Raw genomic sequence first — 17,116 nt, 5'->3', positions numbered from 1 at the left:
TCTAGGTGAAGGCAGAAGCAAGCATGGCGACGATTCACGTGGACGGAAAAACCTACGAGGTCAACGGGGCGCACAACCTGCTCCAGGCCTGTCTGTCACTGGGCCTGGATATTCCCTATTTCTGCTGGCATCCGGCCATGGGAAGTGTCGGCGCCTGTCGCCAGTGCGCGGTGCGCCAGTACAAGGACAAGGACGACAACAAGGGCGTTCTGGTCATGTCCTGTATGACCCCGGCGGCGGACCAGACCCGAATCGATATCGATGACGAGGAAGCCCGGGCTTTCCGGGCCAGTGTGGTGGAGTGGCTGATGATCAATCACCCCCACGACTGCCCGGTGTGCGAGGAGGGCGGCCATTGCCACCTGCAGGACATGACGGTAATGACCGGCCATGACCGCCGCCGCTACCGGTTCAACAAGCGCACTCGCCGCAACCAGTACCTGGGGCCGTTCATCGCCCACGAAATGAACCGCTGCATTACCTGCTACCGGTGCGTGCGCTTTTACAACGACTACGCCGGTGGCACCGATCTGGGCGCCTTTGGTGCCCGGGACAACATCTACTTCGGACGATACGCCGAAGGCGCACTGGAAAGCCCGTTCTCCGGCAACCTCACCGAAGTCTGCCCCACTGGGGTGTTCACCGACCAGAGTCATTCCGATCACTACACCCGAAAGTGGGACCTGCAGTATGCCCCCGGCATCTGCCACCAGTGCGCGGTCGGTTGCAACATCAGCCCCGGGGAACGCTACGGCGAGATTCGCCGCATCGAAAACCGCTACCACGGTGAGGTTAACAGCCACTTCCTCTGTGACCGCGGCCGGTTTGGTTACGGATACGTCAACCGCGCCGACCGGCCACGGGTTCCGGAATGGACCGAACGGCCGGGGCAGGAGGCCGTGACGCTGGGGGTGGATCCGGCCCTGGAGCGTATCACCGGCGCCCTGCGTCAGGCCCGGCGCATCATCGGCATCGGATCGCCCCGGGCCAGTCTGGAAAGCAATCACCAGCTATTGGCCATGGTGGGGCCGGAAAACTTTTCCACCGGGATAGAGTCCCGGGAGCAGGCGTGCCTGGCCATGATGAACCGGCTGCAGGAAACGTCGGGACTGCCCACCCCGACACCCCGGGAAATAGAACGCCACGATGCCATTCTGGTGCTGGGCGAGGACCCGGTCCAGAGCGCCGCGCGCCTGGGGCTGAATCTGCGTCAGGCTGTGCTGTCACGGCGGGAAGAACTGGCTGAACAGATCGGCGTGCCGGCCTGGAATGCCGAGGCCGTCAAGACCCTGGGGCAGGACCGGTACCACCCGCTGCACATTGTCTGGCCAGCGCCCACCGAGCTGGACAGTGTCGCTGTCGCCCGCCATGCCCTGGCGCCGGATGATATCGCCCGGCTCGGTTTCGCGGTGGCTCATGCCATCGACCCGGCGGCGCCCCCGGTGGACGGCCTCGACCCGGCCAGCCAGGAGCGGGCCGGAGAAATCGCCGTCAGCCTGTTAAAAGCGGCGCGGCCGCTGGTTGTCAGCGGCGGCTCCCTCGCCAGCGAGGCCATCCTGGAAGCCGCCGGTGCGGTTGCCCGGGCCCTGTCCAGGCGGGCAGCGCAGGGTGGGCTGGTGTTGATCCGGCGGGAGGCCAACAGCACCGGGCTGTCGCTCATGGGGGGGCAGACACTGGACTGGGCGCTGGATGAGTTGAGTGAGGGCCGGGCCGATGCGGTGGTGGTGCTGGAGAACGACCTGTATCAACGCCTGCCCGCCGACCGGGTGGAGCAGGCCCTGGCCCGTGCCAACACCCGCGTGGTGCTGGACCACCAGCGGACGAGAACCGCCGAGGGGACGGACTTCATCCTGCCTGCTGCCAGTTTCGCGGAAGGGAGCGGAACCCTGGTAAATCTGGAAGGGCGGGCCCAGCGCTTCTTCCGGGTGTTCGAACCGGCCTACCTGCGCCCCGAGACCCGAATTCACGAGAGCTGGCGCTGGTTACACACCCTGGCCGCCGGGCTGCGGGGCGAAGCCCCCGGGGATATCAGCCTGGATCTGGCCACCCGGGCCTGCGCCGGGGCCCATCCAGGCCTGGCCGGGATTGTGGATGCCGCGCCCGGGCCCGATTATCGCATAGAGGGCCTGCGGCTGGCCCGTGAGCCCCAGCGTTACAGCGGCCGCACCGCCATGCGCGCCAACCTCGATGTAAATGAACCCCGCCCGCCACAGGATACCGATACACCCTTCGCTTACTCCATGGAAGGCTACAGCGGATTTGACCGGCCCCGGCAGCAGATACCTTTCGCCTGGGCGCCGGGCTGGAATTCCCCGCAGGCGTGGAACAAGTTCACCGATGAAGTGGGCGGTCACCTGCGCGGAGGGGACCCGGGCATAAGATTGATTCGGCCTCAGCCCGGCCATCGCGAATACCCCGACCCGGTCTTTGATGACGGCGCCACTGACAGCAGCGGGCTGCGGGCGCTGGTGTTGCCACGGGTGTTCGGGGGCGAGGAAACGTCTGCCCGGGCTGAACCTGTCCGGCAGCGGATGACCGCGCCGGTGGTCATCCTGGCCCGCCCGGATGCCGAGGCGCTGGGCGTGCGCGACGGCGACAGCCTGACGCTGCTTGGTGTGCGTGAGGGTGACAGCCTGATGCTGTTTGGCGGTCCGGACATTACGGTATCGGAGCAGGAAGACTGGCCCCCCGGCTGGGCTGGCCTGCCCGCGGGATTGTTGCCCGGCCTGGGGCAGGGCGCGACACTCACTTTAGGAAAACCCACGGGAGGTGAGTCATGAGCTGGTGGACTCCACAACTGGCAGCCACTCTCTGGGCCATGTTCCAGGCGCTGGTGATCCTGCTTGCCGTGGTCGTGGTGGGAGCGGCACTGACCGTGGTCGAACGTCGGCTGCTGGGCCTCTGGCAGGATCGTTATGGTCCCAACCGGGTAGGGCCATTCGGCACTCTTCAACTGATTGCCGATATGCTGAAGATCTTTTTCAAGGAAGACTGGACTCCGCCCTTTGCCAGCCGCGCCCTGTTTATGCTGGCACCCAACCTTGCCTTCGCTTCCCTGCTGCTGTCTTTCGTTATTATCCCCATAACACCGGGGTGGGGGGTGGCGGACATGCACATCGGGCTGCTGTTCTTCCTCGCGCTGGCCGGCATCAACGTCTACGCGGTGTTAATCGGTGGCTGGGCCAGTGGCAATAAGTATGCCTTGCTCGGCGCGTTGCGAGCCTCGGCCCAGACCCTGTCCTACGAAGTGTTCATGGGGCTGTCGCTCATGGGTGTGGTGGCCATGGCCGGCTCCTTCAACCTGCGCGACATCGTCGCGGCCCAGGAAGGCCTGTGGTTCGTGATTCCCCAGTTCCTGGGTTTCGTCACATTTCTGATCGCCGGCATCGCGGTGACACACCGCCACCCTTTCGACCAGCCGGAGGCGGAACAGGAACTGGCGGATGGTTACCATGTCGAGTACTCCGGTATGAAGTTCGGCATGTTTTTCATTGGCGAATACGTGGGCATGGTGCTGGTTTCCGCGCTGATCGTGACATTGTTTTTCGGCGGCTGGCAGGGCCCCTGGCTGCCACCCATTGTGTGGTTTGCCCTCAAGACCAGCTTCTTCCTGATGCTGTTTATCCTGCTCCGGGCATCGCTGCCACGGCCCAGGTATGACCGGGTGATGAGCTTTGGCTGGCGGGTGTGTCTGCCGCTGACCCTGGTCAATCTGCTGGCTACCGGGGCGGTGCTGCTACTGACCGGTTCATAGGGAGGAAAGATGCGAAAAAACAAGGTGTTGTCGGTGTTATGGCTGATACCGGCCAGTTGGTCGCTGTTGCGTACCATGTGGATGGTATTCATGCACGGCTTCCGCAAGCGGGAAACCGTGAACTATCCGGAAGAGGAGGTTTATCTGCCTCCCCGGTACCGGGGCCGCATCATACTCACCCGGGATCCGGACGGCGAAGAACGATGCGTGGCGTGCAACCTTTGCGCGGTGGCCTGCCCGGTGGATTGTATTTCCCTGCAGAAAGGTGAAAAAGACGACGGCCGCTGGTATCCGGAGTTCTTCCGCATCAACTTTTCCCGTTGCATTTTCTGCGGCATGTGTGAAGAGGCCTGCCCCACCTCCGCCATCCAGTTGACACCGGATTTCGAGATGGGCGAGTACCAGCGTCAGCAGTTGGTGTACGAGAAGGAAGATCTGCTGATCAACGGCCCCGGCAAGGACCACGACTACCACTTTTACAAGGTTGCCGGCATGGCTATCGCCGGCAAGGATAAAGGTGAGGCACAGAACGAGGAGGTCCCGGAGGATGTCCGTACGCTTTTACCCTGACCAAAAAAGGAACTACTGATGGAACTGGGATTCTACCTTAGCGGCCTGGTGGCGGTGCTGGCCACGGTCGGTCTTATCAGCGGCTCCAGTCCGGTGCATGCGGTGGTGTACCTGATTGTTTCGCTGATTGCCGTCGCCCTGGTGTTCTTCGCCCTGGGTGCGCCCTTTGCCGGTGCTCTCGAGATTATCGTCTATGCCGGCGCCATAATGGTGCTGTTCGTGTTCGTGGTGATGATGCTCAACCTGCGTCCGGAGGCCAAGCGGGATCCCCTGTGGCTACGTCCGGGCTACTGGCTCGGGCCGTCGCTGCTGGCTCTGGTGTTGCTGGTGGCGCTGGTGGCGCTGATCAGCGACGGGCAGGCAGGCATGACCATTGACGGTGAGCTGATAACCGCCCGGGACATCGGCCTCACCCTGTTCGGCCCATGGCTGATAGTGGTGGAGCTGGCCGCCATTCTGCTGCTGGCGGCGCTGGTGACGGCGTCCCACGTGGGCCGGCGCAACAAACCCCGGGGCAATCGCAACCGTGGAGGCACCCGATGACTGGTATCCCGATGGAGCATGGCCTGATCCTGGCCGTTATTCTTTTCAGCCTGGGGTTGGCCGGGTTGATGCTGAGGCGCAGTATGCTGTTCGTTCTCATGAGCCTGGAAGTCATGCTCAATGCCGCCGCGCTGGCCTTTGTGGTGGGCAGCACCGCCTGGAACCAGCCGGAGGGGCAGGCCATGTTCCTGCTGGTCATCACCCTGGCGGCAGCCGAGGCCAGCGTCGGCCTGGCGCTGATGATACAGCTTTACCAGCGTTTCCGTTCACTTGAGCTGCACGAAGTCAGCAGGATGCGTGGATGATGATGGCTGCGACTTTACTGTCATTTCTGTTACCTCTGGCCGGTGCCATTGTTCTCGGCTTTTCCGGCGGGCGGCTGGGACCGCGGGCCAGCGCGGCCATTGGCGTGGGCAGCGTAGGGCTGGCCGCGCTGGCCACCGCCTGGGCCCTGCTGACCTTCTCCGGCGACAGCCAGGGCTTCACGCTCTGGACCTGGGTTTCCGTGGGCGAGTTCCAGCCGACCATGGGCGTGGTGGTTGATCGTCTTTCGCTGGTCATGATGTCGATCATCACCGGCGTGGGTTTCCTGATTCACCTGTTCGCTGTCTGGTACATGGTGGGCGAGGCCGGTATAACCCGCTTCTATGCCTGGATGAACCTGTTTGTGTTCAGCATGCTGGTGCTGGTGCTGGCCGATAACCTGCTGTTGCTGTTTCTCGGTTGGGAAGGCGTTGGCCTTTGCAGCTACGGCCTTATCGGCTACTACTATCAGAACGAAGCTAATGGGCGGGCGGCGTTCAAGGCGTTTATCGTGACCCGCACAGGTGACGTATTCCTTGCCCTGGGGCTGTTCCTGATCTTCGTGGAACTCGGCACCCTCGATATCGGATTGGTGCTGGAGCAGGCACCACGGGTCTGGGCCGAGGGGAGTGTCACTGCCAATCTTGCGGCATTGCTGGTCCTTGGCGGTGCCCTGGGCAAGTCTGCACAGGTGCCGCTGCACACCTGGCTGCCGGATGCCATGGCAGGCCCCACTCCGGTGTCGGCCCTGATCCACGCGGCCACCATGGTGACCGCCGGCGTTTATCTGATTGCACGCCTGAACGGGCTGTTCCTGCTGGCACCGGATGTGATGTGGCTGGTGGGCATCATCGGAGCCCTGTCGCTGTTGCTGGCGGCCTTCGCGGCCCTGGCCCAGACCGACATCAAGCGGGTGCTGGCCTATTCCACCATGAGCCAGATCGGCTACATGTTCCTGGCGCTGGGGGTCGGGGCGTTTGACGCGGCCATTTTTCACCTGATGACCCACGCCTTCTTCAAGGCATTGCTGTTCCTTTCAGCCGGGGCCGTTATCATCAGTTGCCACCATGAACAGGATCTGAGCCGGCTGGGTGGGCTCTGGCGCAAACTGCCGGTCGCCTATGCCGGTTTCCTGGCGGGGGGCGCGTCGCTGGTGGCATTGCCGCTGGTAACCGCGGGCTTCTTCAGCAAGGACGAGATTCTCTGGCAGGCCATGGCCTCGGGCCACTACGGACTGTTCGCGGCGGGTCTGACCGGAGCCGTGCTAACCGGCCTGTACACGGTGCGGCTGATCCTGGGCATTTTTCATGGCCAGCCCCGCAGTGATCATGCACGCCATCCCCGGCCGGGCACCAGTCCCCTCAGGCATCACCTGCCTTTGGCAATCCTGGCCGTGCTTTCCACCTTCGTTGGTGCCTGGCTGTACCCGGGGCTTGAGGTGGTGTTCCCGCCGCCCCCCGATGATGCCACGAACGCCGGCCACACCCTGTTTCAGTTCCTGGCGACCGGAGCGGTGCTTGCTGGCCTGGCTCTGGCTGGCTGGCTGTTCCTGGCGCGGCGCCGGTGGCTTGACGCAAAGGTCGGTCGGGGTCTGGGGGCGCGGCTCTGGATCCTGTTCAACCGGGCCTGGGGCTTCGATGCCCTGTTCGACCGGACACTGGTCCGGCCCTGGCAGGCCCTGGTACGCGTGCTGCGTTTCGACTTTATTAACCTGGGGATGAACCTGCCGGCCGTGATTGCCCGCCTGTGCAATGCGGGCCTGGTGCGGTCCCAGGACGGCCAGCTGCGGACTTACGCCAAAGTGATGGTATTCGGTGCCACGGTGATACTGGTTGGCCTGGTAATGACTCAGGGAGGTGGCGCATGATTCTGTTCTGGCTGATTCTGATTCCGTTCCTCGGTGGCATGCTGTGCTGGCACTCGGAGCGTTGGGGCGAACAGGCGCCGCGCTGGATTGCCCTGGCCACCATGCTGTTCGTGCTGGCGGTCAGCGTCGTGCTTTGGGCAGGCGGTGATTTCAGCGCCTATGGCACCGGCGAGAGACCGTGGCTGCTGGAGTGGCGAGTCCCCTGGATTCCTCGTTTTGGCATCGAGATTCATCTGGCTCTGGACGGCTTGTCGCTGATCCTGATTGCGCTGACCGGCTTTCTCGGTGCCTTGGCGGTACTTTGCTCATGGAAAGAGATTGTCGAGCGGGTGGGCTTTTTTCATCTGAATCTGCTGTTTGTTCTGGGTGGCGTCGTGGGTGTGTTTCTGGCGCTGGACCTGCTCCTGTTCTTCCTGTTCTGGGAAGTGATGCTGGTACCCATGTATTTTCTGATTGCCCTCTGGGGGCACAGCGGCTCCCCGGGGCAAACCCGGATTCGTGCCGCCACCCGCTTCTTCATCTACACCCAGGCCAGCGGCCTGCTGATGCTGGTGGCGATCCTTGCGCTGGTGTTCGTGCATTACACCAACTCCGGCGAGATAACCTTCAGCTATGACGCACTGTTGAATGCCGACGTGCCCGACAATCTGTCCTTCTGGATTATGCTCGGGTTTTTTATTGCCTTTGCGGTGAAGCTGCCTGCCGTGCCTTTTCATGGCTGGCTGCCGGATGCGCACGCCCAGGCGCCCACTGCCGGCAGCGTGGACCTTGCGGGCATTCTGCTGAAAACCGCCGCCTACGGCATGCTGCGCTTTGCGATTCCGTTGTTTCCGGAACAGTCCCAGGCCTTTGCGCCGGTGGCCATGGCGCTGGGGGTCGTGGGTATTATTTACGGCGCGGTCCTGGCCTGCGGCCAGCAGGATATCAAGCGGCTGATTGCCTATGCCAGCATATCCCATATGGGGTTCGTGCTGATTGCCGTTTATTCCGGATCCGAACTGGCGATCCAGGGCGCAATCGTACTCATGGTGGCCCATGCGTTCTCCAGTGCCGCTCTGTTCATTCTCAGTGGCCAGCTCTTTGAACGCATTCATACCCGGGATATGCGTCGCATGGGCGGGCTCTGGGGCCGAATACCGGTGTTGCCCGGCGTGACCTTGTTTTTCCTGGCGGCCTCTCTGGGGATGCCCGCCACGGCCAATTTCCTTGGCGAGTTCATGGTACTGTTCGGTACCTTCCGCAGCGCTCCGGTGGTGGTGGTCATCGCCAGCGCCGGGCTGGTGCTTGGCGCGATCTATTCACTGCTGATGATGCAGCGGGTGCATTTCGGTCGCGAACAACAACCGGGCCTGCTCGCGGGTCCGGATGTGCGGGAGTACGGCATGATGTTGGCCTTGATCGGACTCACCCTGGCGGTGGGCCTGAATCCGCAACCCCTGCTTGATACCACGGCGTCAATGGTCCGGCCGGTGGCGGACCTGTTCATGGCGGGCCCGGTCCGGGCAGGAGGGATGAACTGATGCTGACCCTGATCGATCTTGTGGGGCTGCTGCCCCTGCTTATTGTCGCCTCGACAGCCGTACTGGTAATGCTGGGCGTCGCCTGGCGACGCCATCACGGTGGTACCGCGGCGGTCACTGTCAGCGGTCTGGCCCTGGCCCTGGCGAGCCTGCCGCTGGCCTCGGCCGCGCCCTCTTCGCCGCCGCTGATGATCTTTGACGGCCTTGCCCTCATGGGCAGCGCGCTGGTGTTGGTGAGCGGCCTGTTTATCGCCGCCATGAGCCATGGTTACCTGGCCGGCTACAGGGGGCCGCGGGAAGAGTTTTACCTGCTGTTGCTTTGCGCGGTAACGGGTGCCCTGGGCCTTGTGGCCAGCAACCACCTGGCCAGCCTGTTCATCAGCCTTGAATTGCTGTCGATGCCTTTGTACGGCATGGTGGCGTACAGTTTCCGGACAGAACGGTCCCTGGAGGCGGGGATCAAATACCTCATATTGTCCGCCACCGCCACCGCCTTTCTGCTGTTTGGCATGGCGTTGATCTATGCCCGCACCGGCCACCTTGAGCTGACGGCACTCGCCGCGGGGGTTGCTGGCAGTCCGGACCCCTGGATTCTGGGCGGCGCCGCACTGTTACTGGTGGGGCTGGGGTTCAAGTTGTCCATCATACCGTTTCACCAGTGGACACCGGACGTATACCAGGGAGGTCTGGCGCCGGCGACCACTGTGCTGGCCACGGTGAGCAAACTGGCGGTGTTTCTGGTATTACTGCGGCTGGTACTGGTGGCCCCGGTCTTCGGCAGTGGATGGCTCCTTGGCCTGATCAGCCTGCTGGCTCTTCTCAGCATGTTCGGTGGCAACCTGCTGGCCCTGTTCCAGCCTGACCTGAAGCGCCTGCTGGGCTACTCTTCCATCGCCCATATGGGCTACCTGCTGGTGGCCGTTATAGTAGGTGGCCCCCTGGCGTTGGAAACCACCGGGGTTTACCTGTTCACCTATATTGTGGCCACCATGGGGGCGTTTGGCGTGATTATGCATGTCTCCGGCACTGGCAGTGGCGAGGATGCCTCCGGGTTGCACCATTACAGGGGATTGTTCTGGCACAGCCCCTGGCTGGCAGCATTATTGACTCTGAGCATGTTGTCCCTGGCCGGCATTCCGCTGACCGCCGGATTCTTCGGTAAATTCTATATCATCGCCCTGGGTGTGGAAGGCAGCCGGTGGTGGCTTGTTGGAGGGATCGTTATCGGCAGCGTTATCGGGCTGTTCTACTACCTGAGGGTGATCATCACCCTGTATCTGCGCGAACCGGGTATGCAGCAGGCGGTGGCGGATGCCGGCCGGGGTCGGGTAGAGAAGCTCGCCCTTCTGATTGTTGCCGTCTCAATACTGCTGCTGGGTATTTACCCGGTGCCGTTTATTGACTGGGTGGCGGGTCTCGCCTGGGCGGCCAGGCTTCTTTGACTTAAATCAGTATAGCCCCGGCTGGTTTCAGATTGTTCCCTATTTTCAGTGTCAGTTCAGTTGTGGGTGATTAACTGTCATTTTCAAGCCGAAGAACCGGAGCGATCCTTCTTCAGCTCACTGACGAGGAGGCGAAATGAATACGAAGTTTTGCAAAGTGACTGCGATCTTCTCCAGTCTGGACTTGAAGAAAGTAGAGGATGCGCTGATCGCGGCTGGTTTTTCCGGTATGACGGTGTCTAAAACCCATGGCCGTGGCAGATATAAAAACTACTATGCCAAGGACACCATGGCCGATTCCGTTCGCGTGGAGATATTCACGGAAGCCGAGCAGGCAGACGAGATCGTTGACCTCATTGCCCGGACGGTGCACAAGGGGCTTGCCAGCGACGGAATCATAGCCGTGCTGCCGGTGGAAGACCTGCTGCACATCCGTGACTTCAAGGAGGCCCAGTGATCGGGTATCGCTGTGTTTTATGTCTTTGTGACAAGGTGAGGGGAAGGCGGGTGCGGACATGATGGGCGTCAACGAGGCTGGGACTGGTATCGGAGCCATGATGTCAGACAACAGAAATGGCGCGGTCGAGATTGCCGGCGCCGGACCGGCCGGGCTGGCGGCCGCCATCACACTGGCGCGGGCGGGGCGGTCAGTCATCGTGCATGAGGCCCGGGCCGAGGTGGGTTCCCGCTTCAAACGGGACCTGCAGGGGCTGGAGAACTGGAGCACGCAGCAGGATGCCCTGGCGGTGTTGCAGGAACTCGGAATCACCACCGACTTCAAGCGAGTTCCCTGCCGCCGGGGTACCGCCTTTGATGCCTGGGATTCCCCGTACGCCATTGAGAGCATTGAGCCGCTGTTCTACCTGGTGGAGCGTGGCTCCGGGCCAGACACATTGGACACGGCGTTGCTGAGACAGGCCAGGGAACTGGGCGTGCAGGTGCATTTCAAAAGCCGGCTGCGGCATGCCCGGGGCCCGGCCATCCTGGCGACTGGCCCAAAGGCCGCCGATGCCATTGCGGTCGGCTATCATTTCGATACATCCATGCCGGACGGTTTCTGGGCAATTTGTGATAACAACCTTGCCCCTAAAGGGTATGCCTACCTTTTGGTAATGGGAGGCAAGGGAACGGTAAAGAGTTGCATGTTTACTGGTTTCAGGGATGAAGCAAAGTATGTGGAGCGAACTGTCAGTGCGTTTCAGAGGCTGGCCGGCATGGAGATGATGAATCCTCAGCCGCACGGCGGTGTTGGAAACTTCCGTATCCCTGTAACCGCATTGTCCGGGGTGCACCCGGTAGCGGGTGAGCAGGCCGGTTTCCAGGATACGCTGTGGGGCTTCGGGATGCGCGCGGCCATCACCTCCGGCGTGCTGGCCGCACGCAGTCTGCTGCATGGTGACGACTACAACCGGCTTTGGCGAGAATCCCTGGAGCGTCCGATGGCGGCGGCGTTGGTGAACCGCGCGTTTTATGGGCTGCTGGGTAACCGCGGTTATCGCTGGTGCATGCGCCGCCAGGAAAACCATCTGGATGCGCGCGAGTTTTTGCGCCGTCTCTACCGGCCCACACTTGCCAGGCGTCTGCTGGCGCCGTTGGCGGGTTTGCATTTGCGGAGCCAGCGACGGGATATAAGCTGCAATCACGTCGACTGCGGCTGTATCTGGTGCCGGCATGGCCGGGAGTGGCATACGTAATGCCAACCGTTCGCAAGGACTTCGGAGTTGAGTGATGGATGAGTCGATCAGTCACAGTGGAACATCGTATTATTGTGATCGTACTTGTCTACGTCTGGCAATGGTGGCAATCATCAATAGTGTAGTGTCGCTGACCGCCACACTCGTGATTGGTGTGGATGTGCAGTTGTCTGTAGGGCGGTTTATATGATGCCCGGGGCTCCGGCATTCATTGCTGGGGGTGATCACCGCCCTGACGTCTGAGATCAAGCCAGCCTCTGTAGAGCCAACGCAAACCAAAGAGCGAGACTGTTGGAACGATAATCCACTGCGCTAGAGGGGCGATACCTGTGCCAAGGAAGGGAAACAGGGGCATAGAATCATTGTAGCTCCAGCGCTGGCCTGCGCCTGTGGCCCAGGCTTCAAAGACTATGGTTATAAGCAGACCGGTAGCAAAATACGCTCCTAAAGCATGGCGGCGCCACCGCCCCTGTATCCAAAAGCCATCTTTAGTTGCCGCTGCGGCGACGCCATAGGCAAATAGTGCAATATTGGCATCGCCGATTGCCGCCCGCGTGCACAGCCAGACGACCGCACCATGGGACGCCTCCATCATCCCTGTAAAGAAAGGCACCTGGATCATTTCCCAAAAAAAATGCAGCAAAAAGCTGACAGACCAGATTAAAAAAAACAGGAACCAGCCTCTACGTGATGGTCGACGTGAACAATGCATAATCTATCCAGCCAATCTAATAACTTCAGGCAGCCGAAGTTGAAATCGCAACCCTTCATCGCAGCGGCCTCCTGACCACCCGATAATTCGGAAATGGCCAGAACCGGTCCACCCAAAAACAACGGCAGCAGCAAGGAGATAACTCGTCGGTTCATTGCGGCCATCTCGATTTCATGCGCCAAATGGTCGGATTGCATGCTTGGCGCCCAGTATGCCTTTCAATAGTGAGCAATCATAGCACCTCTCCAAGATGGGCGCTGGGGGCGAAATAGCCTCTTTGATGCGTCGTCAGGTCTGACAGTCTGACGGGTGGGGATGTCAGTACGAAAATCGGGAAAATGAAATTTAGCTGAAAATTCAGGTTCGTTTCAGTTGACCACTACAAGCTTTGTGCGTCAAGATTAAGTGCCGTTTAACTGGCACATCCATATTGAGGCAATAAATCGTTGTCGATATGAAAATTAAAATAAGGAGTTTCAGGTGAGCAAAATCTTCAAATCAATAAGCGCTCCGCTGGCGATAGCTTTAGTAGCAACACCTGCGTTGGCCGCGGAGCCGGTCGGGCGTGCGTCACCAACCGTAGAAGACCTGAAGGTTGAAATAAATCAACTGACGGCTGAAGTGGAAGAGCTCAAGAAAGGCGATTCCCCCTTCACGGTGAACGGTTATTACCGCCTGCAGGCGACCTCAGAAAGCCTAGATACGACCGACGATAACAGTACTGCTTTTGTTGACCAGCGCCTGCGTGCAAAGATCACCGGCGACCTCAACGATAACGTGAGCCTGGTTTGGTACGGTGAGCTCGATTCTCCCTGGGGTGAGAAGGGAAGCTGCCAGGGTGACAATTGCGGCAAACTCAGCGCCGACGGCGTTGGCGTTGAGACCAAAAATGTCTACGCTGAACTGAAGGTGCCGAACAGCGACTGGAAGGTGCGAGCGGGCGTCCAGGGGTATGGCTTCGGCAAGTACGAGAGCCTTGTTACCAACGACGACATGAATGGCGTCTCCTTTGCGGGCAATGTTGGTATGGCCACGCTGACAGGTGGCTGGTTCAAGTGGGAAGAAAACGATAGAGATTCTGCGGACGACGTGGACTTCTACATGTTGAGTGCCGAACTTCATCCCAGCGAGGTTTTCCACTACGGCCTTACCGGAGCTCAGATCAGCAACAGCAGTCAGGCTGCTCTGAATGGTACGGCGGCTCGAACGGATGACAACTATTTCGGTGCCTACGCCGATTTTACCTTTAACAAAATGGCCTATAGCGGCTCGGTACTTTACAAAAAGTCGTCCGGGCGTGACTCTGACGCAACAGATGGCGACACGTACATGTTGAATCTGTATGCCCAGAGGCATTGGGGCAACGCAAGCCTCAAGATTCACGGCATCTACATTCCGGCTGATGACAGCAGCAATGGTGCAGATCGCTTCGCGGCAAACCAGTCAGGCTGGGAGCTGAATAGCAGCAATCTGCAAATCTTCGGAACAGACTACTACTACAACAATGGTTCCCAGGGGGCCAAGTCAGTTTCTGACGCAGCTTACCAGGGATACGGTCTGATGGGGCTGATAGTCTCGGGTGATCAGGAACTTTCCAACGACTACTACCTGAAGTACGGCACAGGATACTTCCGCGCTGCCGACGACGCGCCCGACAGCGCTGCTCAGGCCAACGGCTCAACCCTTGGTACTGAAGTCGCTGCTCAGCTTGGTAAAAAGTTTGCCGGCGTGTATGACATCAGCCTCCGCGGTTCTTACGGTTTCATGGGAGACTTCTACGGAGATGACCCGGAGGATACCTATAAGGTCGTAGCTATGGTCAATATCAGTTACTGATCAACGTGTAATTTCATGATCTGATACAACGGCCGGGCCTTAGTCCGGCCGTTTGTCATTGAGCCGAACATGCGGAAGGTCGGCAATGATTTTGACGAAATCCTCCAAATGAGGACACTAGCTGACCCACGCAAAGGGGCCAGCCTTTTCTACTGGGCATTATCGTACTAAAACCACCACCGGACGCCCGCCACGAAGCTGGAGGACTCGACGTCTTCCCCCTCGCGCTCACGAAGGTCCTCTGTGTTGCCCAGAAAGCGGGTGTAAGAAACACCCACGTAGGGCGCAAACTCCCTCGAAAAGTGGTATCTCAGACGGAGCCCCAGGCCCACATTATTGATGCCACTACCGACGCCCCACTCCTCAACATCGCTGAAGGCAACGAGCGTTTCGCCGCGGCCCTGCAAAATGAGCCTTTGGGTCAGCAGCCAGTCGTACTCGGCTTCAAGATCGTATGACACGTCACCGTCGTCGGTGACTCGGAGATTTGTGTCTACCTCAAACCAGTAGGGGGCAAGTCCCTGCAATCCAACAATGGCCGAATAGCGCTCCTTATTAGGGCTGGGGCCAAACGTTGTCTGGGCACCCAATCCTGTCTGTATATCCCAGAAGCGATCGAAGCGATAGCTGTACTGCACATCAAAATTTTCGATGTCGCCGCTGTCGCTGGATAGATCAGTCTCACCTTCCGTTTCGACCCAGAGCCGATTGCGATCTTTACCAATCCAGGCCTGGGCGTCCCACAGGGCCAATTCGTTGTCGCCGTCACGCTGGTATTCCATCCGGTCAAACAGAACCTGGCCAAACACCTGGTTGTCGTGTATCGGCAGCGTCCAGTCCGGTTCGGCCTGAACGCCAGTACCGGCGGCGCCGGCTCCCGAGGCAAGCGTTAAGGCTGAGGCACCCACAACCCACTTGATGCGATTCATCATAATGTTCATCCCCTATCCCGTTAAACGACCGACACGACACGAAACATGCCTGCGTCCATGTGGTACAGAAGGTGGCAATGGAAAGCCCAGTCACCCGGTGCATCCGCTGTGATCAGCGCGGATACACGCTCGCCGGGTTTGACGGAAATCGTGTGTTTGCGTGGACGATATTCACCTGCACCGGTTTCCAGTTCCATCCACATGCCATGCAGGTGAATGGGGTGATCCATCATCGAGTCGTTGACGAGGATCAATCGCAGGCGCTCGCCATGGTAGAACTTGACCGGGCCATCGACTTCAGAGAACTTTTTGCCGTCGAACGACCACATGTAACGTTCCATATTGCCGGTAAGGTGCAGTTCCACCTCGCGTTCGGCCGGGCGCTTGTCGGGCCAGCCCTCAATGCTCTGCAACTGGGAATAGGTCAGCACCCGATGGTTGGCTGTTTCAAAGCCTACACCAGGGTCATCCAGACGCGATTGCGGGCTGGAAGCCACCATGGCCGCCCCGGGACCGTGATTATCAGGGCCATGGGATATCGGCCGACCCGCCGTCGGGACCTCATTCATCGTTGCTTTGTCGGAGTTCATCTTGCTCATTCCCGAGTCGGCGCCATTCATCATCATTTGGCCATGGGCTTTGTCGTTGCTGCCTGACATCATTTCCATCTTGCCACCCATGTCCATGCCGCTGTCCATGTTCATATCGCCGTCCTTGCCCATGGCGCCCATGCTCATCGCGCCCATGCCCATGGCGGCCATACCGCGCTCGGTTCGCGGATACATGGGCGGTACTGGCGCCTCCATTCCCTTGCGGGTGGCTAACGTTCCGCGCACATACCCCGACCGATCCTGTGACTGGGCAAACACGGTGTGAGCCGTGTCGGTTGGCTGTACAATCACGTCGTAGGTTTCCGCCACGCCAATGCGGAATTCATCCGTTTCAACGGGTTGCACTGGTTGGCCGTCAGCGGAAATAACCGTCATCGGGAGGCCCGGGACACGGACATCAAAGTAGGTCATCGCCGAGGCATTGATGAATCTCAGGCGAATTTTCTCGCCGGGACGGAACAGCCCGGTCCAGTTACTGGCGGAAGGCGATCCGTTCATCAGGTAGGTATATTCAGAAGCGGTTACATCCAGAATATCCCGGGGGCTCATTCGCATTCTGCCCCACATGCCGGCTTTGCTCCACGCAGCATCCCAGCCCATGGTTTCAACATCCTTGAAGAAGTCGCTAACGGTGCGCTGGTTGTAGTTATAGTAGCCCTCTGCCACTTTCAGGTTGCGGAATACGTCCTCGGGAGAGTCAAAGGTCCAGTCAGATAGAACCACAACGTATTCGCGATCATAGGCCACCGATTCGGGCTCGGCAGGATCAATGATAATCGGCCCATAGTGGCCTAGCTGTTCCTGAAGGCCAGAGTGGCTGTGGTACCAGTAGGTGCCATGCTGTTCGACCGGGAAACGGTACTCAAACGTTTCGCCGGGCATGATGCCGGGAAAGCTGACGCCAGGAACGCCATCCATCTGGTACGGCAGAATCAGACCGTGCCAGTGAATGGATGTTGCCTCCGGTAGCGTATTGGTGACACGCAAGATTGCCTCGCGCCCCTGTTTGAGGCGCACCAGAGGCGCTGGCAGAGTGCCGTTGATGGTGATGGGCTGTTCCGAGACTGTGCCCCCTATCTTGAGAGGTGTTCTCGCGACGGTCAGGTCGTAGATGTCAGCGCCATTACGCACGGTGTGAAATGCGTTCGTGTTGTCCAGTTGTCCTCTAGCATAGGCCGGCAACAAGCTGTCGAAACCGGCAAGAAGTCCCATCGTGGCAGCTCCTTGGATAAGGCGCCGCCTGGACATACCTGCATAGAAATGTCTATCGCTCATAGGTTGCTCCTAAAACCATGTATATACAGCTTCTTGCGTTCGTGACTCGATTATTGA

14 protein-coding genes are annotated in these 17,116 nt (G+C 59.9%); 11 read left to right on the top strand and 3 right to left on the bottom strand.

Going from position 1 to position 17,116, the window contains the following annotated elements; all coding sequences use genetic code 11:
• Nucleotides 1–23 precede the first annotated feature (23 nt).
• The 10 genes from nuoG to ABJM11_RS10785 all read left to right on the top strand — a co-directional run bounded on the left by nuoG (nucleotide 24) and on the right by ABJM11_RS10785 (nucleotide 11,693).
• A complete protein-coding gene (gene nuoG / locus ABJM11_RS10830) occupies nucleotides 24–2,780 on the top strand; it encodes an NADH-quinone oxidoreductase subunit NuoG (protein WP_348292736.1) in 2,757 nt (918 codons plus the stop codon).
• Nucleotides 2,777–3,754 carry an NADH-quinone oxidoreductase subunit NuoH gene (gene nuoH, locus ABJM11_RS10825; protein WP_008169464.1) on the top strand — a complete coding sequence of 326 codons (978 nt, stop codon included), beginning with the start codon at nucleotides 2,777–2,779 and terminating at the stop codon, nucleotides 3,752–3,754. Before nuoG ends, nuoH begins: the two co-directional genes overlap by 4 nt.
• A gap of 9 nt (nucleotides 3,755–3,763) precedes the next feature.
• Nucleotides 3,764–4,324, top strand: a complete 561-nt coding sequence (nuoI, locus tag ABJM11_RS10820) for an NADH-quinone oxidoreductase subunit NuoI (RefSeq protein ID WP_039881756.1) — start codon at nucleotides 3,764–3,766, stop codon at nucleotides 4,322–4,324.
• 18 nt (nucleotides 4,325–4,342) lie between these two features.
• Nucleotides 4,343–4,867 carry an NADH-quinone oxidoreductase subunit J gene (gene nuoJ, locus ABJM11_RS10815; RefSeq protein ID WP_008169466.1) on the top strand — a complete coding sequence of 175 codons (525 nt, stop codon included), beginning with the start codon at nucleotides 4,343–4,345 and terminating at the stop codon, nucleotides 4,865–4,867.
• Entirely contained in the window at nucleotides 4,864–5,172 is a 309-nt protein-coding gene (nuoK, locus tag ABJM11_RS10810; RefSeq protein WP_153741180.1) for an NADH-quinone oxidoreductase subunit NuoK, read from the top strand. The genes nuoJ and nuoK overlap by 4 nt, the downstream gene beginning before the upstream one ends.
• The gene (gene nuoL, locus ABJM11_RS10805; RefSeq protein ID WP_008169468.1) at nucleotides 5,169–7,037 is read left to right on the top strand and encodes an NADH-quinone oxidoreductase subunit L; all 1,869 of its coding nucleotides are present in this window, start codon (nucleotides 5,169–5,171) and stop codon (nucleotides 7,035–7,037) included. The genes nuoK and nuoL overlap by 4 nt, the downstream gene beginning before the upstream one ends.
• A complete protein-coding gene (nuoM, locus tag ABJM11_RS10800; RefSeq protein WP_348292735.1) occupies nucleotides 7,034–8,557 on the top strand; it encodes an NADH-quinone oxidoreductase subunit M in 1,524 nt (507 codons plus the stop codon). Before nuoL ends, nuoM begins: the two co-directional genes overlap by 4 nt.
• Complete coding sequence (gene nuoN / locus ABJM11_RS10795; RefSeq protein ID WP_407069991.1) at nucleotides 8,554–9,999, top strand: NADH-quinone oxidoreductase subunit NuoN; 1,446 nt, start codon at nucleotides 8,554–8,556, stop codon at nucleotides 9,997–9,999. Before nuoM ends, nuoN begins: the two co-directional genes overlap by 4 nt.
• Nucleotides 10,000–10,135: 136 nt before the next feature.
• On the top strand, nucleotides 10,136–10,456 hold the full coding sequence (locus ABJM11_RS10790) for a P-II family nitrogen regulator (protein WP_092031077.1): 321 nt from the start codon (nucleotides 10,136–10,138) through the stop codon (nucleotides 10,454–10,456).
• A gap of 100 nt (nucleotides 10,457–10,556) precedes the next feature.
• Entirely contained in the window at nucleotides 10,557–11,693 is a 1,137-nt protein-coding gene (locus ABJM11_RS10785) for an FAD-dependent monooxygenase (protein WP_348292732.1), read from the top strand.
• 208 nt (nucleotides 11,694–11,901) lie between these two features.
• On the opposite strand, the gene ABJM11_RS10780 is transcribed toward ABJM11_RS10785, so the two are convergent.
• Nucleotides 11,902–12,405 carry a hypothetical protein gene (locus ABJM11_RS10780; RefSeq protein WP_348292731.1) on the bottom strand — a complete coding sequence of 168 codons (504 nt, stop codon included), beginning with the start codon at nucleotides 12,403–12,405 and terminating at the stop codon, nucleotides 11,902–11,904.
• Between the two features lie 480 nt (nucleotides 12,406–12,885).
• Between ABJM11_RS10780 and ABJM11_RS10775 the strand changes: the two genes are divergently transcribed.
• The gene (locus ABJM11_RS10775; RefSeq protein WP_348292730.1) at nucleotides 12,886–14,241 is read left to right on the top strand and encodes a hypothetical protein; all 1,356 of its coding nucleotides are present in this window, start codon (nucleotides 12,886–12,888) and stop codon (nucleotides 14,239–14,241) included.
• Between the two features lie 167 nt (nucleotides 14,242–14,408).
• On the opposite strand, the gene ABJM11_RS10770 is transcribed toward ABJM11_RS10775, so the two are convergent.
• Complete coding sequence (locus tag ABJM11_RS10770; protein ID WP_199451743.1) at nucleotides 14,409–15,173, bottom strand: copper resistance protein B; 765 nt, start codon at nucleotides 15,171–15,173, stop codon at nucleotides 14,409–14,411.
• Between the two features lie 20 nt (nucleotides 15,174–15,193).
• The gene (locus ABJM11_RS10765) at nucleotides 15,194–17,032 is read right to left on the bottom strand and encodes a copper resistance system multicopper oxidase (RefSeq protein WP_348292757.1); all 1,839 of its coding nucleotides are present in this window, start codon (nucleotides 17,030–17,032) and stop codon (nucleotides 15,194–15,196) included.
• Nucleotides 17,033–17,116 lie beyond the last annotated feature (84 nt).

Source organism: Marinobacter sp. (genome assembly GCF_039977835.1).
In the GTDB taxonomy this organism is placed as follows: domain Bacteria; phylum Pseudomonadota; class Gammaproteobacteria; order Pseudomonadales; family Oleiphilaceae; genus Marinobacter.
Note: the sequence above shows the minus strand (reverse complement) of the source record. Positions and strands in the feature narration are given on the sequence as shown.